This window comes from Delftia sp. RIT313 (genome assembly GCF_000632165.1).
In the GTDB taxonomy this organism is placed as follows: Bacteria; Pseudomonadota; Gammaproteobacteria; order Burkholderiales; family Burkholderiaceae_C; genus Comamonas; species Comamonas acidovorans.
On the sequence record NZ_JFYT01000046.1, the window covers coordinates 42,502 to 61,103 of the forward strand.

Genomic DNA, 18,602 nt, shown 5'->3' on the forward strand with positions numbered 1-18,602 from the left:
AAGCAAAAAAGAGCCAGTCTTCGGACTGGCTCTTTTGTTTTGTGCTAGGGAAAGACCTGTGTTGTGCTTGTGCCAACGGTGACGAGGCGGGAAAAGCGTTTCTAGAATGAAATTTCCACCAACCAATCGTTAACAAGAGAGAGACAACACAATGAATTCTTCATTCGTGAAAAAGAGCGTGGCACTGGCGGTGTTGGCAGCAACGGCACCCTTGGCAGCATTCGCCCAGCAAAGCAGCGTGCAGCTGTACGGCATCGTCGATGCCGGCGTGCGCCACACCACCAATGAAGGCCCGACCAAGAGCGGCAAGACCCAGATGATCGGCGGCGGCATGTCGCAAAGCCGCTGGGGCATCAACATCACCGAGGACCTGGGCGGCGGTCTGGCAGCCATTGCCAACCTGGAAGCCCGTTTCCTCACCGACACCGGCGAGCAGGCTGCAGCCAGCTACTTCCAGCAATCCTGGGTGGGCCTGCGCAGCAAGAGCTTCGGCCAGATCACCCTGGGTCGTCAGTACAACATGCTGTTCGACCTGGTGACCTCCACCTATGCCTCCTTCCCGTACTCGCCGTACATGGAGGCCTACAAGCCTGAAATCGGCATGTCCATGGGCGCGCGCGCCAGCAACATGGTCAAGTACCTGGCCGAGTTCGGCCCCGTGCGCGGTGCCCTGCAGTATTCGTTCGACGAGAACAACACCTTCGACAAGGTCGGCACCGGCGTGGCCCCTGGTGGCGCCATCAAGACGGCCGGCGGCTATCTGCGTTATTCGCAAAGCGGCATCTCCGCAGGCGCCGGCTACCTGGGCACCACGCTGCCGGCCGGCACCAAGGTCGATGCCTATACCCTGGGCGGCTCGTACCGTGTGGGTCCCTGGTACGTCAACCTGGGCTACGGCCTGAACAAGCGCAAGGACGCATTCCCGGCGGCAACCGCAGGCGGTGGATTCGACCAGGCCATCCTCAATTCCTTCTGGACGGGCTCGTCCAACGGCGGCTTCGTGGCCGGCGACGCCAACAAGCGCCAGATGTACAAGATGGGCTTCGGCTACCAGATCACGCCCCAGATCAATGTGGGCGCGCATTACTACCATGCCAAGCAGTCGGGCTCGGGCACGGGTAATTTCAATGGCAAGGCAGACTTCCTGGTGGCGGTGGTCGACTACGCCTTCTCCAAGCGTACCGATGCCTATGTGGCCCTGGACCACACCAAGACCAGCGGTGGCTCGGGCGTGATGCTGGACGCCAATGGCGCCACCAAGCGCACGGGCTTCACCGTCGGCCTGCGCCATCGCTTCTGAGCACGCAGCGTCTGCGCAACGAAAGGCCTCCTTCGGGAGGCCTTTTTGTTTCCTGTCGATGGGCTGACGGTGGGCGGGCGCGATTTCCTGCGTTAAGGTAATGCGCAGGCCAACGAAGCGAAAGAACCAAGGCTATGGAAGCCACTCGATACAAGGCAGGCGGTCGGGCCTTTGCCCAGATCGCCCAGTACCACCCGGAGCTGACGGCGCTGCGCCGCGAGCTGCATGCGCATCCGGAGCTGGGATTCGAGGAGCGCTTCACGGCGGCGCGCGTCAAGGAGGCCTTGCGCCAGTGCGGTGTGGACGAGATCCATGAGGGCCTGGGCACCACGGGCCTGGTGGCCGTGATCCGCGGGCAGGGCCACAGTTCGGGCGCCATGGTTGGCCTGCGTGCCGACATGGACGCACTGCCCATGGTCGAGCACAACGAATTTCCCTGGAAGTCCGGCAAGCAGGGGCTGATGCACGGCTGCGGGCATGACGGCCATACGACCATGCTGGTGGGCGCCGCCCGCTACCTGGCCGCGACGCGGCGCTTCGATGGCTCGGCCGTGCTGGTCTTTCAGCCCGCCGAGGAAGGGCGCGGCGGCGCACGGGCCATGATTGCCGATGGTCTTTTCGACCGCTTTCCGATGCAGGCCGTGTATGCCATGCACAACTGGCCCGCCATGCGTGCGGGCACGGTGGGCATCAACATGGGCGCGATGATGGCGGCTGCCGACCGCATCACCATCGAGATCACGGGGCGCGGCGGCCATGGTGCGCATCCCTACCAGACGGTGGACGTAGTGCTGGCGGCTGCGCACATCACCACGGCGGTGCAGAGCATCGTCTCGCGCAATGTGCGCGCCATCGACAGTGCCGTCATCAGCCTGTGCGCCGTGCAGGCCGGGGACCTGGGCGCCTTCAGCGTGATGCCGGGCACGGCAACGCTGGTGGGAACCGTGCGGACCTTCGACCCCGCCGTGCAGGACCGTGTCGAGCAGCGCCTGCAGGAGTTGTGCAGCGCGGTGGCGCTGGGGCTGGGTGCCACGGCCAAGGTCAACTACGAGCGCATCTATCCCGCCACCATCAACTCCCCCACGGAAGCCGCCTTTGCTGCCGATGTGGCCCAGTCGCTGGTGGGGGTGGAGAACCTGGACCGGCAGCTGGAGCCCAGCATGGGGGCCGAGGACTTTTCGTTCATGCTGCAGCACAAGCCCGGTGCCTACCTGCGCCTGGGGCAATCCACGGGCGCCCAGCCCGGGGTGCCGCTGCACAGCAGCCGGTATGACTTCAACGACGAAGTGCTGCCGCTGGGCGCTGCCCTGCACGCCAGCCTGATCGAGCAGGCCATGCCGCTGCATTCGCAGGACGTATAGCGCAGGCGGAGCGGGTCAACGGGCCTGGCTCTCGGGCGCAAGAAGGTGGGCCTGCACCGTTTTCAGAATTTCGTCGGACAAGGCTGGATTGGCTGCGACCGTGGCGCGTGCCAGGACCAGGGCGCCCACCATGCTGCTGAGCATGGCCATGGCCTGGGCGCGCTGTGTGGCATCGGGTGCCTGATCGTCGCCAAGTGTGCCTATCACGCGCGCAAATCTGCCGATGTTGCGTTCCACCCCTTCGGCGAACACCGCTGAAAGATCACCGCCTGCCCGGGCCACGTCCACGGCCAGCGCGGCAGCGGGGCAGCCCTCGCCGGGGCTGTCGCGGTGCTGCGGCGACAGATAGGACTGCACGCGCGCGGCAAGGCTGTCGGCCTGTTCACCCTGCAGGCCGTCCAGCGGCGCGATGGACCAGTCGAAGGCGCGTGCGCAGGCCTCGCGCACCAGCGCATCCTTGGATTCGAAGTGGCGATAGAGCCCGCCGTGCGTGAGCCCCGCGCCGCGCGTCACCTCGGCCACGCCGACGCCGTCCAGCCCGTGCTCGCGGTACAGCCGTGCGGCGGCTTCGAGGATGTCCTGCCGGTTCTGCGCGGCCTGGGCTTTCGTGACTTTCATGTGCGCTGTCCAATGATTGTGGTCGTTATCAAAACACGTTTATGATGACGGTCATCATCATAAATCAGCCCCTGCCATGGCCTGTGCGCCATGTTCTGCAGGGGCTGTGCACTCTACAGGGAAGAACCGATGAATGCCTGTTCACTTCTGCGCAGCCTGTTGCCTGGGCCCGCTCCGACCTCCGCACGGTGTGCCGGGAGCGGCTCATGAATACGGCCCATACGGCGCATACGTCCCAGACGTCCCAGACGTCCCATACGGCGGCCCACCTGCCTCGCCGCGTGGTCATCACGGGCATGGGCATGGTCTCGCCGCTGGGGCGGGGCACTGAATTGGCCTGGCGCCGGCTGCTGTCCGGCGCATCGGGCCTGAGCCGGCTGCCCGAGGATCTGGCGCCCGATGTGCCGGGCCAGGTGGCAGGCCAGGTGCCCGACCTGGCCCGGGACCCGGAAGGCGGCTGGGACATCGATGCCGTGGTCTCACCCAAGGACCAGCGCAAGATGGACCGCTTCATTCCGCTGGCGCTGGACGCTTCGGACCAGGCCCTGGCCCAGGCCGGCTGGCAGCCGACCAGCGAGCAGGAACGCACGCGCACGGCCTGCATCATTGCCTCGGGCATCGGCGGCTTTGGCGCCATTGCCCAGGCCGTGCGCACCACGGACAGCCGGGGGGTGTCGCGTCTGTCGCCCTTCACCGTGCCGTCTTTTCTGGTCAATCTCGCGGCCGGGCATGTGTCGATACGGCATGGACTCAAGGGCCCGCTGGGTGCGCCGGTCACGGCCTGCGCGGCCAGCGTTCAGGCGGTGGGCGACGGCCTGCGCATGATCCGTTCGGGCGAGGCCGATGTGGCGCTGTGCGGCGGCGCCGAGGCAGCCATCGACCGCGTGAGCCTGGGTGCGTTCGCGGCGGCCAAGGCCCTTTCCACGGGATACAACGACCGCCCCGAAGAGGCCTCGCGCCCCTTCGACACAGGCCGCGACGGCTTTGTCATGGGCGAGGGCGCGGGCGCCCTGGTGCTGGAGGGGCTGGACCACGCCCTGGCGCGCGGCGCCGTGCCGCTGGCCGAAGTGGTGGGCTACGGCACCAGCGCCGATGCCTATCACATCACCTCGGGGCCGGAAGATGGCGACGGCGCGCGCCGCAGCATGGCTCAAGCGCTGGCCATGGCCGGACTGTCGCCGGATCAGTTGCAGTACCTCAATGCCCACGCCACCTCCACGCCCGTGGGCGACCGCGGCGAGCTGGCGGCCATGCGCTCCCTGTTTGGCGAGGGCAGCGGCGTGGCGATCAGCTCCACCAAGTCGGCCACGGGCCATCTGCTGGGCGCGGCGGGCGCGGTGGCGGCCATCTTCACGGTGCTGGCGCTGCGCGACCAGATGGCGCCGGCCACGCGCAATCTCGTGGAGCCCGATCCCCTGGCCCAGGGGCTGGACCTGATCGCCGGCGCGGCAAGGCCCTGGGCCATGGAGCATGCCCTGGTCAACGGTTTCGGCTTTGGCGGTGTCAACGCCTCGCTGGTGCTCCGGCGCTGGCAGGGCTGAACGAGGCGGGTGGGCCTGGGGGCCGGTGCTACGTGTAGCGCTTGGCCCGCAGGTTGTTCTTCATCTGCTCCAGCGCAGGCTGCAGGGCCGGGCCGATGCGCAGCGCCACGCAGGTGGCCAGCACGTCGATGACCAGCAGGTGCAGCAGGCGCGACACCATGGGGCTGTAGCGGTCGTAGCCCTCGGGATGGTCGGCGGCCAGATGGATGTGGCAGGCCGAGGCCAGGGGCGAGCCGCTGGCGGTGATGGCAATCGTGGTGGCGCCGTTCTTGCGCGCGATGTCGGCGGCGTCCATCAGGTCGCGCGTGCGGCCCGAGTTGGAGATGATCACCGCGCAATCGCCGGGTCCCAGCAGGGTGGCGCTCATCACCTGCATGTGGCCGTCGCTGGTGGCCAGGCTGGTCACGCCCAGGCGAAAGAACTTGTGCTGTGCATCCTGCGCCACGATGCCCGAATTGCCTGCGCCGTAGAACTCGATGCGCCGCCCCGTCTGCCAGGTCGAGGCGATGGCCTGCGCCGCCTGCTCTATGGCCGTGGTGCTGGCGGCATTGCGGTATTGCAGGAAGGCGGCCACGGCGTTGTCCACCACCTTGACCATCACGTCGCTGGTCTTGTCGTCGGTGTCCACGCTGCGGTGGATGAAGGGCACGCCCTCGCTGACGCTGCCGGCCAGCTTGAGCTTGAAGTCGGCCAGGCCGTCGTAGCCCATGCTGCGGCAAAAGCGCACCACCGTCGGCTTGCTGACATGGGCACGCTCGGCCAGTTCGCGCACCGGCTGCCGTGCGAAGGCCCGAGGATCGGCCAGCACCAGGCGGGCCACGCGTTGTTCGGCGGGAGCAAGCGAGGGCAGCGAGGCGGTGATGCGGTCCAGCATTAGGCGGTGGGCGTTGTTCTGTGGGTAAAGGGAAGCGGTTGCCGCAAGGCAGGTCCAGCGCGCATTTTGCATGAGCGGCAGCCTTCGCTTACTTTCCTGACGCCGATGCAAACCATGCGGGCGCATACACTTGGAGGATTTGCCGGTACAACCGCACCGCCCTGGTGCGATGCCGCCCCTCGCCAGGCTCCCGCCCAAAGGATGTTCCATGAACCAGCTTGATGCGCTTCGACAGTACACGACCGTGGTGGCCGATACCGGCGACTTCCACCAACTGGCCCAGTTCCAGCCGCGGGATGCGACCACCAATCCCTCGCTCATCCTCAAGGCGGTGCAAAAGCCCGAGTACGCACCGCTGATGCGTGCCACCGTGGCCCAGTACAAGGGCCGCAGCCTCGACGAGGTCATGGACCGCATGCTGGTGCGCTTCGGCTGCGAGATCCTGAACACCATTCCGGGCCGTGTCTCCACTGAAGTCGATGCGCGCCTGTCCTTCAATACCTCGGCCACCGTGGCACGTGCCGAGCGCCTGATCGAGCTGTACCAGGCCGAAGGCGTGCACATCGACCGCGTGCTCATCAAGATCGCCTCCACCTGGGAAGGCATCGAGGCGGCGCGCCAGCTGGAGCTGCGCGGCATCCACACCAACCTCACGCTGCTGTTCTCGTTCTGCCAGGCCGTGGCCTGCGGCCAGGCCAAGGTGCAGCTGATCTCTCCCTTCGTGGGCCGCATCTACGACTGGTACAAGAAGCAGGCCGGCGCTCAGTGGGACGAGGCCGCCATGGCCGGCGCCAACGACCCCGGCGTGCGTTCCGTGCGCGCCATCTACGAGCACTACAAGCACTTCGGCATCGCCACCGAGGTCATGGGCGCGAGCTTTCGCAACACGGGCCAGATCGTGGCACTGGCCGGCTGTGACCTGTTGACCATCGCCCCCGAACTGCTGGCCCAGCTGGGCGCCAGCGATGCGCCCCTGTCGCGCGCCCTGGACCCCGAGGCGGCGCGGACCCTGGAGCTCGATCCCGTGCACTACGACGAGGCCGGGTTCCGCCTGGCCCTCAACGAGGACGCCATGGGCACCGAAAAGCTGGCCGAAGGCATTCGCGCCTTTGCTGCCGACACGCGCAAGCTCGAAGCATTGATGCAGCAGGCCGCAGACTGATTGGATGAAGATCTTGCCCGTTCTGTGCAATACCCTGCCGGCATGGCCGGCACTTGAAAGCCATTTCCACGAAGACATCCAGACCCTGGATCTGCGCCAGGCCTTTGCCGCGGACGCGGGCCGGCTGGACGCGCTGAGCCAGCAGGCGCCCCATGTCTTTGCCGACCTGTCCAAGAACCTCTGGACCGAGCGCACCGAAGAGCTGCTGCGCGAGCTGGCGCAGCAGGCCGGCGTGCTGGCCCAGCGCGACGCCATGCTGGCCGGCGAGCCCGTCAACTGCACCGAGGGCCGTGCCGTCATGCACTGGCTGCTGCGCATGCCGCGCGACGGCGGCCAGCTGCGCCACTGCGCCACCGTGCAGCAGTGGCAGCCGGCCATGCACGAGGCGCTGGGCCAGGTGCACGAGACGCTGGACGCCATGCTGGCCCTGGCCGAGCAGGTGCGTGGCGACGAGGGCATCACCGACATCGTGAACATCGGCATCGGCGGCTCGCACCTGGGCCCCGAAGTGGTGGTCAATGCGCTGGAGGACTGGGTCGATGCGGGCAAGAATTTCCATTTCGTCTCCAACGTCGATGGCCATGAGCTCGGCCATGTGCTGCGCCGCGTGCGCCCGCACAGCACGCTGTTCCTGATCGCCTCCAAATCCTTCACCACGGCCGAGACCATGCTCAACGCGCACTCGGCGCGCCGGTGGTTCCTGGAGCAGGGCGGCAGCGAGGACCCGCAGGCCGCGTGCTCCATCGACCGGCACTTCGTGGCGCTCACCACCAATGTGCAGGCCGCAGCCGACTTCGGCATCCGCCGCACGCTGGGTTTCTGGGACTGGGTGGGCGGGCGTTTTTCGCTGTGGTCGGCCATTGGCCTGCCGGTGGCCATCGCCATTGGCGCGGCGCAGTTCCGTGCGCTGCTGGACGGCGCGCATGCCATGGATGCGCATTTCTTTTCCTCGGGCGTGGAGGGCAACCTGCCGCTGCGCCTGGGCCTGCTGGACGTCTGGTACCGCGATTTCTGCGGCTTCTCCAGCCGCTGCATTGCCCCCTACAGCCATGGCCTGCGGCGGCTGACCGCCTACCTGCAGCAGCTGGAGATGGAGAGCAACGGCAAGGGCGTGACGCGCGACGGGCAGACACTGCCCGTGCGCACGGCGCCCGTGATCTGGGGCGAGCCCGGCACCAATGGCCAGCATGCCTTCTTCCAGATGCTGCACCAAGGCCAGGACGTGATTCCCGTGGAGTTCATCGCGCTGCGCGACGGCGGCAAATACCTGGGCGCCCACCACCAGAGCCTGGTCGTCAACGCCATTGCCCAGGCCCAGGCCCTGATGGAGGGGCGCCACGGCGAAGAAGGGGCAGAGCGCCATTGCGCGGGCAACCGGCCCAGCAGCTTCCTGCTGCTGCAGCAGCTGGACCCGGCATCGCTGGGCGCCCTGATCGCGCTGTACGAGCACCGTGTCTTCTCCGCCGGTGCGGTCTGGGGCATCAACAGCTTCGACCAGTGGGGCGTGGAGCTGGGCAAGCACCTGGCGCGCCAGCTGCATGCGCGCCAGGACAGTGGCGACTGGCAGGGCGTCGATGCCTCGACGCAGGGCCTCATGCACCGGCTTGCGGCAGGGTCGGCCGGCTGACCGGGCGCGGCGGGCCTGGGGCCACCGCGGCGCACCAGCAGGGTGCCGGGTCATGTGGGTGGAGCATGACCTTCTTCCATTTCATCGTTATGCACAGGCGCCTGATTGCTCGATAGTTGATGCAATCGCCTTGACGGCGGCCCTGCCTGGAGGCAGCCGGTGACGGCGGCACGGCAGGGTGGAGGCGCAGCGCGCCTTCGGACCTGCAACAACTATCCAAGGAGACCCTCGATGCGATTCGTACTGGCCCATGTGGCGATGGCATGTGTGGTGGCGGCAACTGGCGCTGCCCATGCACAGGAGGCGGCCGGCACGCTGGACAAGATCCAGAGCACAGGCAAGGTGGTGATGGGCGTGCGCGAAAGCTCGGCGCCCATGGCCTATGCCTTCGGCACCACGCAGAAGTACGTGGGCTACCACGTCGAGCTGTGCGAGAAGGTGCTGGCTCAGATCGTGCCCAAGGCCAAGATCGAGTACATGGCCCTGACCTCGCAGAACACCATGCCCCTGGTGCAGAACGGCACCGTGGACATCGGCTGCGGCCCGACCACGAACAACCTCGCGCGCCAAAAGCAGGTGGCCTTTGCCGTGACCACCTATGTGAGCCAGGTGCGCATGGCCGTGCGCGCCGACTCGGGCATCACCTCCTTCAAGCAGCTCGACGGCAAGCCCGTGGCGGCCTCGGCCGGCACGACCGCCGTGCAGCTGCTGCGCAAGTACGGGCGCGACAATGGCGTGAACCTGCCCACCTCGCTGGGCAAGGACCATTTCGAGAGCTTTCTGATGCTCGAATCGGGCCGTGCCGATGCCTTCGTGCTGGACGACAACCTGCTGGCCGGCGTCATCGCCAACTCCAAGAACCCTGCAGGCTTCAAGATCGTGGGCGAGGTGCTGGGCTCCGAGCCCATCGCCATCCTGTTCCGCCGCGATGATCCCGCCTTCAAGAAGGCCGTGGACGACGTGCTGGTGGGCATGATGGCCTCGGGCGAAGTGGCGAAGATCTACGACAAGTGGTTCGTGCAGCCCATTCCGCCCAAGAATGCCCCGCTGAACCTGCCCATGAGCGACCTGCTCAAGCAGCTGCTGCAAAAGCCCAACGACAAGCCGCTGGAATCCTACGCGCAGCAGTGATTGCGGGCTGAGTCCAGCTCCATCACCGCCCGCGCCAGCGCCTGGATGCCGGCATCGATCTGATCGATGGCAATGGAGGACAGGCGCAGCCGGAAAAAGGGGCAGGGCTGGCGCGGCGTCGCAAAGAACGCGCTGCCTGCCTCGATCAGCACGCCGTGGCGGCGCGCCACGGCGGCCAGCGCATCGGCGTCCAGCCACGCCGGTGCCTGCACCCACAGCGATGCGCCGCCCTGGGGCTGGCGGAAGATGAAATCCGGCAGGTGCGCGCGCAGCGAGCGGTCCACCTGCGCCACGCGTTCCAGCATGGCCTGGTTCACGCGGCGCGCATGGGCCTCATGGTGGCCCAGCGACAGGAACAGCGCATAGGCGTGCTGCAGAAAGGCGCTGGGGTGGCGCACCATGGCATGGCGCAGCACGCGCAACTCGTCGATCAGCGCGCGCGGCGCAACGATATAGCCCAGCCGCAGCGCGGGCGACAGGCTCTTGGACAGCGAACCCACATAGATCACACGCCCGCCCTTGTCCAGGCTCTTGAGCGCGGGCATGGGCGTGCCCTGGTAGAGGTTCTCTGCCTCGTAGTCGTCCTCGATGATCACGAAATCGCCCTGCTCGGCGCGGCGCAGCAGCTGCTCGCGCCGCTGCAGGCTCAGCGTCACGGTGGTGGGGCTCTGGTGCGAGGGCGTGACGAACAGATAGTCCAGCGGCGGCAGGCCATCGACCACCACGCCTTCCTCGTCCACGGCCACGGGCACCCAGTGGGGGCGGCGCAGCGAAAAGGTGTTGCGCGCATGCGGGTGGCCCGGCTCCTCGAAGCCCAGGCGCTGCGAGGGGGCCAGCAGCGCGTCGGCCAGCAGGTAGAAGGCCTGCTGCGCGCCCACGGTGACCAGGATCTCTTCCTTGAGCGCGAACACCCCGCGCCGGGGCAGCAGGCGCAGGCGGATCTGCTCGATCAGGTCGGGCACATCGTCGGTCTCGAAGTCCGGCGTCCACTGCGGCAGCTGGGCGCGCGCCAGGCTGCGCGTGCAGCATTCCCGGAAGCCTTCGGTGGGAAACAGCGCGGGATCGTGCATGCCGTAGACGAAGGGGTAGGGGTACTCGCGCCACTGCAGCGGCTTGGACAGCGTGTGCCTGTCCGTCAGCGAGCGCAGCACGCGTGCAGACCAGTCCGGTGCGGGCTCCCCGGGACTTGTCGCAGGCAGGGCCACGGCGCCGTCCACACCAGCCAGGCGCGAATCCCGGGCCACGAACACGCCGCTGCGCGGGCGGGCTTCCAGAAAGCCTTCATCCACGAGCTGCTCGTAGACCGTGGTCACGGTATTGCGCGACACCTCCAGCAGGCGCGACAGCTCGCGCGAGGGCGGCATGGCCGCGCCGGGCGGCAGGCGGCCTTCGAGGATGGGCTGGACCAGGGCCAGGCGCAGGCGGTCCTTCAGGGGAAGGCCGGGCTGCTCGGGCAGCGCGAACAGGCGGGCCCACTGGTGGCGTGGGTCTGTGGCGGAAGGGGTGCTCATGGCGCAACGGAGGCAATCGGGGGGCGTTCTTGGCGCGACCGGGCAGAGGGCGCGCGGTCGGCGCCATGTTGCGGTGCGGGTGCGGGCAAGTAAAGGTTTGGGCCGGCCGACGCGGGTAAACACCGGGCCTCTGGCTCCTACGTTTGGACGGCTGTGGCCCCCGCGGCCCGCGCCCTTGTTGCGTATTCTGGATTGAAGGCAGCGAGCCGCGCGGCCTGGCGATCCAACGAGGGAGACAGTCCATGCACACCATCACTTTCCGACGCCGCGCCCTGGCGGCCCTGGCCCTGGCCGGCGCGCTGGCGGGCCTGGCGGCCACGCCGCTGCAGGCCCAGGAGCCGCAGCGCGGCGGCACCCTGATCGTGGGCAGCACCCAGGTGCCACGGCACCTGAACGGCGCCGTGCAATCGGGCATTGCCACGGCCATGCCTTCCACCCAGCTGTTCGCCAGCCCGCTGCGCTTCGATGACCAGTGGAAGCCCCAGCCCTACCTGGCCGAGTCCTGGAAGCTGGCCGAGGACGGCAAGTCGCTGACCCTGAACCTGCGCAGGAATGCCGTGTTCCATGACGGCAAGCCCATCACCTCGGCCGACGTGGCCTTCTCCATCATGGCCATCAAGGCCAACCATCCGTTCCAGACCATGCTGGGACCCGTGGAGAAGGTGGACACGCCCGACCCCTACACGGCCATCATCCGCATGAGCGCGCCGCATCCGGCCATCCTGCTGGCCATGAACCCGGCGCTGGCGCCCATACTGCCCAGGCACATCTATGGCGATGGTGCCGACCTCAAGACCCATGCGCGCAACAGCGCCGACGTGGTGGGCTCGGGGCCGTTCAAGCTGACCGAGTTCCGCGCGGGCCAGCGCATCGTGATGGAGCGCTTCGACAAGTTCTTCCTGCCCGGCCGGCCCTATCTGGACAAGCTGGTCTTCAACATCGTGCCCGACTCCTCCAGCCTGCTGCTGAGCCTGGAGCGCGGCGACGTGCAGATGGTGCCCTACCTGCAGGCCTCCATCGACCTGAAGCGCCTGTCCACCAATCCCCAGATCACGCTGACCGGCAAGGGCTTCGAGGGCATAGGCTCGATCAACTGGCTGGCCATCAACACCGACAGGAAGCCGCTGGACGATGTGCGCGTGCGCAAGGCCATTGCGCATGCCATCGACAAGAACTTCATCACCAAGGCGCTGATGGGCGGCTTCGCCACCGTGGCCGACGGCCCCATCGTGGCGGCCAGCCCCTTTGCCTCGGCCGACCTGGTGCGCTATCCGCTGGACCTCAAGAAGTCGGCGGCTCTGCTGGACGAGGCCGGCCTCAAGCCCGGGGCCAACGGAGAGCGCTTCAAGATCACCATCGACTACCTGCCGGGCACGGACGAGCAGCAAAAGAACGTGGCCGAGTACGTGCGCGCCCAGCTCAAGAAGGTGGGCATCGCGGTCGAGGTGCGGGCCTCGGCCGACTTCCCGGCCTGGGCCCGGCGCCTGGCCACGCATGACTTCGACCTGTCCATGGACATCGTCTTCAACTGGGGTGATCCGGTCATCGGCGTGCACCGTAGCTACCTGTCCACCAACATCAAGCCCGTGGTCTGGACCAACACCCAGTCCTACCGCAATCCCAAGGTGGACGAGCTGCTGAACACGGCCAGCGGCACGCTGGACACGGCCGAGCGCAAGCAGCTCTATGCGGCCTTCCAGAAGACCGTGACGGACGAGCTGCCGGTGATCTTCATCAACAACTCGCCCTACCACACGGCTGCGCGCAAGAACGTGGGCAACCTGCCGACCACGGTCTGGGGGCCGGCCTCGCCCTACGACGAGATCTTTCTGAAGTAGTCGGGGAGGTGCAGTCCATGGCTTTTCTTCGCACACTCCTCAAGCGGCTGCTGCAGGGCCTGGCGCTGGTGCTGGCCGTGGTGGTGCTGAACTTCATGCTGGTGCATGCGGCGCCCGGCGATCCCGTGGAGACCATTGCCGGCGCCAGCGGCGGCATGGAGCCCGAGCTCATGGCCGAGCTGCGCACACGCTACGGGCTGGACCGGCCGCTGCCCGTGCAGCTGGGCATCTACCTGGCGCGCGTGGCCAGCGGGGATCTGGGCTACTCCTACTTCTTCAACCTGCCGGTGGCGCAGATGATTGCCGAGCGCGTGCCCGCCACCTTGCTGCTGGTGCTGGCCGCCGTGCTCACGGCCTTCGTGGTGGGCACGCTGCTGGGCGTGCTGTCCTCGCGCCGGCCCAATGGCCTGCTGTCGCAGTGCATCACCGTGCTGTCCCTGGTGGGCTTTGCGGCGCCCGTGTTCTGGACCGGCATGCTGCTGGTGCTGGCCTTTGCCTCCTGGTGGCCCGTGCTGCCGGTGTCGGGCATGCGCTCGGCCGATGCCGCAGGCGGCGCAGGCCTTGCCGACCTGCTGGATGTGGCCCGGCACCTGGTGCTGCCTGCGCTGACACTGGCCCTGGTCTACCTGGCGCAGTACAGCCGGCTGTCGCGCTCGTCCATGCTGGACGTGCTGGGCGCCGACTACATCCGCACGGCGCGCGCCAAGGGACTGGCCGAGCATGTGGTGCTCTACCGCCATGCGCTGCGCAACGCGCTGCTGCCCGTGGTGACCATGCTGGGCCTGCAGTTCGGCAACGTCATGGCCGGCGCCATCATCGTCGAGACGGTCTTCAACTGGCCGGGCCTGGGCCGGCTGGCCTTCGACTCGGTGCTGCGGCGCGACTACCCGACCATCCTGGGCGTGCTGCTGTTCTCCTCCATCGTCGTGGTCGTGATGAACCTCGTCACCGACCTGTGCTACCGGCTGATCGATCCCCGCATCAAGGCGGCCTGAGACCATGAATGCCATCACACCACCTTCCGTGTCCGTGCCGAGCGTCGCCGCGCCGCAGGCCGCAGCCCATGCCGAGCACCCGGCGCGCGAAGCGCTGCGCATGTTCCTGCGCAACCCCTCGGCCATTGCCGGCATGGCCATGCTGCTCATCGTGCTGCTGGTGGCCATCGCCGGCCCCTGGATCTGGCCTGCGGACCCGTTCGAGATCCGCACCATGCCGCTGAGCCCGCCGTTCAGCGAGGAGGCCTGGCTGGGCAGCGACCAGCTGGGGCGCGACGTGCTCACGGGCATCATCCACGGCGGCCGCGCCACGCTGATGGTGGGCGCCTTCGCGGCTTTGCTGTCGGTGTGCATCGGCGTGACGCTGGGGGCGATGGCGGGCTACTACGGCGGCCGCGTCGATGCGCTGCTGATGCGCGTGACCGAGTTCTTCCAGGTGCTGCCGGCGCTGCTGTTCGCCATGGTGGTGGTCACGCTGTTCTCGCCCTCGCTGGTGACGGTCACGCTGGCCATCGGCAGCGTCAGCTGGCCGGCCACTGCGCGGCTCACGCGGGCCGAGTTCATGCGCATCCGCCAGCTTGAATTCGTGCGCGCGGAGAGCGCCATCGGCGCGCGCCACGGCCGCATCATCTGGAAGGTGATCCTGCCCAATGCGCTGCCGCCGCTGGTGGTGTCGGCCACGCTGGCCGTGGGCGCCGCCATCCTGTTCGAGGCCGGCCTGTCCTTCCTGGGCCTGGGGGACCCCAACCAGATGAGCTGGGGCCTGATGATCGGGTCGGCCCGCCAGTACCTGCTGTCGTGCTGGTGGGCCGTGGCCTTTCCCGGTGCCGCCATCTTCGTCACCGTGCTGGCCGTCAGCCTGATCGGCGATGGCCTCAACGATGCACTCAACCCCAAGCTGAGGGAGCGCTGATGGACACCGACACCCCCCTGTTGCAAGTCAGCGGCCTGCGCGTGGCCTTCCAGGGCCGGCGCGGCCAGGCCACGGTGCTCAACGGCGTGGATTTCGATCTGCGCGCGGGCGAGACCCTGTGCGTGGTCGGCGAATCCGGCTGCGGCAAGAGCATGACGGCGCTGGCGCTGCTGCGTCTCATTCCCTCGCCTCCGGGCCGCATCACGGGCGGGCAGGTGCGCTTCCAGGGCGAGGACCTGGTGGCCGCCGGCGAGGCCCATATGCGCCAGGTGCGCGGCAACCGCATCTCCATGATCTTCCAGGAGCCGATGACCTCGCTGAACCCGGTGCTCACCGTGGGCGAGCAGATCGCCGAGCCGCTGCGCCTGCACGCCGGTCTGGATGCGGCCGCCGCGCGCCAGCGCGCCGTGGAAATGCTCCGGCAGGTCGGCATCCCCGCGCCCGAGCGGCGCGTGCACGAGTACCCGCACCAGCTATCGGGCGGCATGCGCCAGCGCGTGATGATCGCCATGGCCCTGGCGTGCCGGCCCGACATCCTGATCGCCGACGAGCCCACCACGGCGCTGGACGTGACCGTGCAGGCGCAGATCTTCGACCTGCTGCGCGAGCTGCAGCGCGACAAGGGCACGGCCATCGTGCTGATCACGCACGACATGGGGGCCGTGGCCGAGATGGCGGACCGCGTCATGGTCATGTATGCGGGCCGCGTGATCGAGCAGGGCCGCTGCGAGCAGGTGCTGTCGGCGCCCGCCCATCCGTACACGCGCGGCCTGATCGCCTGCCTGCCCGAGCTGGGCAGCAGCCAGGCAGGCGGGCGCACCGAGCTGCCCGAGATCCCCGGCGTCGTGCCCTCGATCTGGGAGTTGGGCAGCGGCTGCGCCTTTCGTGCGCGCTGCCGCGAGGCCCAGCCGCGCTGCGCCAGCGAGGCGCCGCCACTGACCGCGCTGGATGATCCATCCCACGGCGTGGCCTGCTGGCTGCACGCTCCCGCTTCCCGCATCCGCGCCCACACGGAGGCCCTGGCATGAACGCACGCATGGACGATACCCTCTTGCAGGTGGACGATCTCCAGGTCCACTTTCCGCGCCCGGGCAAGGGCCTGTTCGGCAGGCCCGAAGTGGTCAAGGCCGTGGACGGCGTGTCCTTCAGCCTGCGGCGCGGCAGCACGCTGGCCGTGGTGGGCGAGTCGGGATCGGGCAAGACGACCACGGCGCTGGCCGTGATGCGCCTGGCGCCCGTGACGGCGGGCCGTATGCAGCTGGGCGATACCGACCTGGGCGGCCTGTCGGGCGAGGCCCTGCGCCAGGCGAGGCGGCGCATGCAGATCGTGTTCCAGGACCCGTTTTCCTCGCTGAATCCGCGCCAGCGTGCGGGCGATGCGGTGCGCGCTCCGCTGGACCTGATGGACGTGGGCACGCCGGCCGAGCGTGAGGCGCGCGTGGCCGAGCTCTTCACCCAGGTCGGCCTGAGGCCCGAACAGCGCCAGCTGTTCCCGCACCAGTTCTCGGGCGGCCAGCGCCAGCGCATCAACATCGCGCGCGCCCTGGCCACGCGGCCCGAACTGGTGGTCTGCGACGAGCCCGTGTCGGCGCTGGACATCGCCATCCGCGCCCAGATCCTCAACCTGCTGGCGCGGCTGCAGCGCGAGCTGGGCCTGAGCTACCTGTTCATCTCGCACGACATGGCCGTGGTCGAGCACATCTGCGACGACATCGCCGTCATGTACCTGGGCCAGATCGTGGAGCGCGCACCGCGCCAGGCCTTCTTCGCGCGGCCGCTGCATCCCTACAGCGTGGCCCTGATGTCGGCCGTGCCCACGGTGCGCGGCGGGCGCGAGCGCGCGGCGCGGCGCATCCGGCTGGCCGGCGACCCGCCCAGCCCCATCAACCCGCCTGCGGGCTGCCGCTTCGCCGGGCGCTGCCCCGTGGCCGTGCCTGCGTGCTCGGCCGAGACGCCACCGCTGCGCGAAGCCGCCCCCGGCCACTGGGTTCGCTGCATCCGCGTGGACCACATCGATGGCGTGCCGCGCGCGCCGCTGGCCCTTTGAACCCGGAGCACCCGCCACCATGAGCATCACCGTCTACGCCGCCCGCAAGATCATCACCATGAACCCCATGCAGCCCGAGGCCACGCATGTGGCCGTGCGCGACGGGCGCATCCTCGCGGTCGGGGACCTCGCGCGCTGCACGGCCTGGGGCGAGTGCCGCGTCGACGAGCGCTTTGCCGACCAGGTGCTGCTGCCCGGCCTGGTGGAGGGTCACTGCCACCTCAAGGAAGGCAGCATGTGGGACTGGACATACACGGGCTGGTTCGACCGGCGCGACCCCGACGGAAAGACCTGGCCCGGCCTGCGCTCCATGGATGCCGTGGTGGACCGCCTGGCTGAGGTGGCGTCGCGCATGGATGCGCAGGGCCTGCCGCCTGGGCAGCCGCTGATCGCCTGGGGGTTCGATCCCATCTACTTTGGCGGCGAGCGCATGACGGTGGAGCACCTGGACCGCGCCGCAGGAGGTCGTCCCGTCGTGCTCTCGCACGCCAACGGCCATTTGATGAACGTCAACAGCGCCATGCTGCGCCTGGCCGAGATCACGCGCGACAACGAGGTCGAGGGCGTGGTGCGCTTTGCGCCCGGCCACGCCCTGGCCGGCGAGCCCACGGGCGAGCTGCAGGAGCCGGCCGCCATGTTCCTGGTGCTGCGCAAGATCGGCAACGCCGGGCTGCTGGCGCCCATGACCGAGGCTGGCGTGCGCTCCTTTGCGCGCCTGGCCTGCCGCCAGGGCGTGACCACGGCCACCGACCTGGTCAACAGGCTGGGCGAGCAGGACTGCCGCGTGCTGGAGGCCGCGCTGGCCGACGACCAGGTGCCCATCCGCATCCTGCCGGCCTTCCAGGCGTTTCACGGCACGCATGGCGCCGAGGCCGGTGCCGGGCATGTGCGCGCGCTCATGGCGCGCAACACCGACCGGCTGCGCTACGGCCTGGTCAAGATGATGCTGGACGGCTCCATCCAGGGCTTTTCGGCCCGCCTGCGCTGGCCCGGTCACTACAACGGCGCGCCCAACGGCATCTGGGTCACCGCGCCCGCGCAGTACGAGGCCGATTTCGAGACCTACCACCGCGCAGGCCTGCTCATCCATACGCACACCAATGGCGACGAGGCCAGCGAGGCCGCCATCGACGCCATAGGCCGCGTGCTGGCCCGCGCCCCCCGGCCCGATCACCGCCACACGCTGCAGCATGGCCAGATGATCGATGCGCCGCTGTTTCGCCGCATGGCGGCGCTGGGCTTGTGCGCCAACCTGTTCGCCAACCACCTCTGGTACTGGGGCGACCAGCACTACGAGATGACCATGGGGCCGGACCGGGCCATGCGGCTCGATGCCTGCGCCAGCGCGCTGGCCGCCGGCGTGCCGCTGGCCATCCATTCGGATGCGCCCGTCACGCCGCTGGGGCCGCTGTTCACCGCCTGGTGCGCGGTCCACCGGATCACGCCCAAGGGCCGCGTGCTGGGCGCGGCCGAGCGCCTGACCGTGGCCCAGGCCCTGCATGCGGTCACGCTGGGAGCGGCCTGGACGCTGAAGCTGGACCACGAGATCGGCAGCATCGAATGCGGCAAGCGCGCCGACTTCTGCGTGCTGGAAGACGATCCGTTGTCCCTGGACCCCATGGTGCTCAAGGACCTCCGGGTCTGGGGCACGGTGCTGTCGGGGCGTGTCTTCAAGGCGGCATGA

At 68.4% G+C, this 18,602-nt stretch carries 15 protein-coding genes; 12 read left to right on the plus strand and 3 right to left on the minus strand.

Translation table 11 applies throughout. The annotated features are described in order from the left end of the window. The first annotated feature begins 151 nt into the window (after positions 1-151). Together BW39_RS12755 and BW39_RS12760 are read left to right on the plus strand one after the other, a co-directional pair. Complete coding sequence (locus tag BW39_RS12755; protein WP_043822103.1) at positions 152-1,300, plus strand: porin; 1,149 nt, start codon at positions 152-154, stop codon at positions 1,298-1,300. Positions 1,301-1,434: 134 nt separating this feature from the next. After that, positions 1,435-2,661, plus strand: coding sequence for a M20 aminoacylase family protein (locus BW39_RS12760; protein WP_012207476.1), 1,227 nt, complete (start codon positions 1,435-1,437; stop codon positions 2,659-2,661). 15 nt (positions 2,662-2,676) lie between these two features. On the opposite strand, the gene BW39_RS12765 is transcribed toward BW39_RS12760, so the two are convergent. After that, positions 2,677-3,279: a TetR/AcrR family transcriptional regulator gene (locus tag BW39_RS12765; RefSeq protein WP_043822104.1), complete on the minus strand. Its 603-nt coding sequence runs from the start codon at positions 3,277-3,279 to the stop codon at positions 2,677-2,679. Positions 3,280-3,485: 206 nt separating this feature from the next. Between BW39_RS12765 and fabF the strand changes: the two genes are divergently transcribed. Next, the gene (fabF, locus tag BW39_RS12770; protein ID WP_081816193.1) at positions 3,486-4,820 is read left to right on the plus strand and encodes a beta-ketoacyl-ACP synthase II; all 1,335 of its coding nucleotides are present in this window, start codon (positions 3,486-3,488) and stop codon (positions 4,818-4,820) included. Positions 4,821-4,848: 28 nt separating this feature from the next. Here fabF and BW39_RS12775 read toward each other — a convergent pair whose 3' ends face one another. Beyond that, positions 4,849-5,694, minus strand: coding sequence for a MurR/RpiR family transcriptional regulator (locus BW39_RS12775; RefSeq protein ID WP_016448717.1), 846 nt, complete (start codon positions 5,692-5,694; stop codon positions 4,849-4,851). Positions 5,695-5,902: 208 nt separating this feature from the next. On the opposite strand from BW39_RS12775, the gene tal reads away from it, so the two are divergent. The 3 genes from tal to BW39_RS12790 all read left to right on the plus strand — a co-directional run bounded on the left by tal (position 5,903) and on the right by BW39_RS12790 (position 9,614). After that, complete coding sequence (gene tal / locus BW39_RS12780; RefSeq protein ID WP_012207472.1) at positions 5,903-6,856, plus strand: transaldolase; 954 nt, start codon at positions 5,903-5,905, stop codon at positions 6,854-6,856. A gap of 4 nt (positions 6,857-6,860) precedes the next feature. Then, entirely contained in the window at positions 6,861-8,483 is a 1,623-nt protein-coding gene (pgi, locus tag BW39_RS12785) for a glucose-6-phosphate isomerase (protein ID WP_043822106.1), read from the plus strand. A gap of 231 nt (positions 8,484-8,714) precedes the next feature. Continuing rightward, entirely contained in the window at positions 8,715-9,614 is a 900-nt protein-coding gene (locus BW39_RS12790; RefSeq protein ID WP_012207470.1) for a transporter substrate-binding domain-containing protein, read from the plus strand. On the opposite strand, the gene pdxR is transcribed toward BW39_RS12790, so the two are convergent. Next, positions 9,599-11,125 (minus strand): MocR-like pyridoxine biosynthesis transcription factor PdxR, encoded by a 1,527-nt coding sequence (gene pdxR / locus BW39_RS12795; protein WP_043822107.1) that lies wholly within the window; start codon positions 11,123-11,125, stop codon positions 9,599-9,601. The genes BW39_RS12790 and pdxR overlap by 16 nt on opposite strands. Before the next feature lie 242 nt (positions 11,126-11,367). On the opposite strand from pdxR, the gene BW39_RS12800 reads away from it, so the two are divergent. The 6 genes from BW39_RS12800 to BW39_RS12825 are packed head-to-tail and all read left to right on the plus strand — an operon-like array spanning position 11,368 to position 18,602. Beyond that, positions 11,368-12,963: an ABC transporter substrate-binding protein gene (locus BW39_RS12800; RefSeq protein WP_043822108.1), complete on the plus strand. Its 1,596-nt coding sequence runs from the start codon at positions 11,368-11,370 to the stop codon at positions 12,961-12,963. 17 nt (positions 12,964-12,980) lie between these two features. Beyond that, positions 12,981-13,958, plus strand: coding sequence for an ABC transporter permease (locus tag BW39_RS12805; protein ID WP_012207467.1), 978 nt, complete (start codon positions 12,981-12,983; stop codon positions 13,956-13,958). A 4-nt stretch (positions 13,959-13,962) separates the two neighbouring features. Then, positions 13,963-14,871 (plus strand): ABC transporter permease, encoded by a 909-nt coding sequence (locus tag BW39_RS12810; RefSeq protein WP_043790046.1) that lies wholly within the window; start codon positions 13,963-13,965, stop codon positions 14,869-14,871. Further along, on the plus strand, positions 14,871-15,899 hold the full coding sequence (locus BW39_RS12815) for an ABC transporter ATP-binding protein (protein ID WP_034397073.1): 1,029 nt from the start codon (positions 14,871-14,873) through the stop codon (positions 15,897-15,899). The genes BW39_RS12810 and BW39_RS12815 overlap by 1 nt, the downstream gene beginning before the upstream one ends. Continuing rightward, positions 15,896-16,918 carry an ABC transporter ATP-binding protein gene (locus BW39_RS12820; RefSeq protein WP_043822109.1) on the plus strand — a complete coding sequence of 341 codons (1,023 nt, stop codon included), beginning with the start codon at positions 15,896-15,898 and terminating at the stop codon, positions 16,916-16,918. The genes BW39_RS12815 and BW39_RS12820 overlap by 4 nt, the downstream gene beginning before the upstream one ends. A 19-nt stretch (positions 16,919-16,937) precedes the next feature. Beyond that, the gene (locus BW39_RS12825) at positions 16,938-18,602 is read left to right on the plus strand and encodes an amidohydrolase (RefSeq protein WP_043822332.1); all 1,665 of its coding nucleotides are present in this window, start codon (positions 16,938-16,940) and stop codon (positions 18,600-18,602) included.

Coding starts and splice junctions, on each gene's coding strand:
- BW39_RS12755 (WP_043822103.1), top strand. CDS start 152: ATGAATTCTTCATTCGTGAAAAAGAGCGTGGCACTGGCGGTGTTGGCA.
- BW39_RS12760 (WP_012207476.1), top strand. CDS start 1,435: ATGGAAGCCACTCGATACAAGGCAGGCGGTCGGGCCTTTGCCCAGATC.
- BW39_RS12765 (WP_043822104.1), bottom strand. CDS start 3,279: ATGAAAGTCACGAAAGCCCAGGCCGCGCAGAACCGGCAGGACATCCTC.
- fabF (WP_081816193.1), top strand. CDS start 3,486: ATGAATACGGCCCATACGGCGCATACGTCCCAGACGTCCCAGACGTCC.
- BW39_RS12775 (WP_016448717.1), bottom strand. CDS start 5,694: ATGCTGGACCGCATCACCGCCTCGCTGCCCTCGCTTGCTCCCGCCGAA.
- tal (WP_012207472.1), top strand. CDS start 5,903: ATGAACCAGCTTGATGCGCTTCGACAGTACACGACCGTGGTGGCCGAT.
- pgi (WP_043822106.1), top strand. CDS start 6,861: ATGAAGATCTTGCCCGTTCTGTGCAATACCCTGCCGGCATGGCCGGCA.
- BW39_RS12790 (WP_012207470.1), top strand. CDS start 8,715: ATGCGATTCGTACTGGCCCATGTGGCGATGGCATGTGTGGTGGCGGCA.
- pdxR (WP_043822107.1), bottom strand. CDS start 11,125: ATGAGCACCCCTTCCGCCACAGACCCACGCCACCAGTGGGCCCGCCTG.
- BW39_RS12800 (WP_043822108.1), top strand. CDS start 11,368: ATGCACACCATCACTTTCCGACGCCGCGCCCTGGCGGCCCTGGCCCTG.
- BW39_RS12805 (WP_012207467.1), top strand. CDS start 12,981: ATGGCTTTTCTTCGCACACTCCTCAAGCGGCTGCTGCAGGGCCTGGCG.
- BW39_RS12810 (WP_043790046.1), top strand. CDS start 13,963: ATGAATGCCATCACACCACCTTCCGTGTCCGTGCCGAGCGTCGCCGCG.
- BW39_RS12815 (WP_034397073.1), top strand. CDS start 14,871: ATGGACACCGACACCCCCCTGTTGCAAGTCAGCGGCCTGCGCGTGGCC.
- BW39_RS12820 (WP_043822109.1), top strand. CDS start 15,896: ATGAACGCACGCATGGACGATACCCTCTTGCAGGTGGACGATCTCCAG.
- BW39_RS12825 (WP_043822332.1), top strand. CDS start 16,938: ATGAGCATCACCGTCTACGCCGCCCGCAAGATCATCACCATGAACCCC.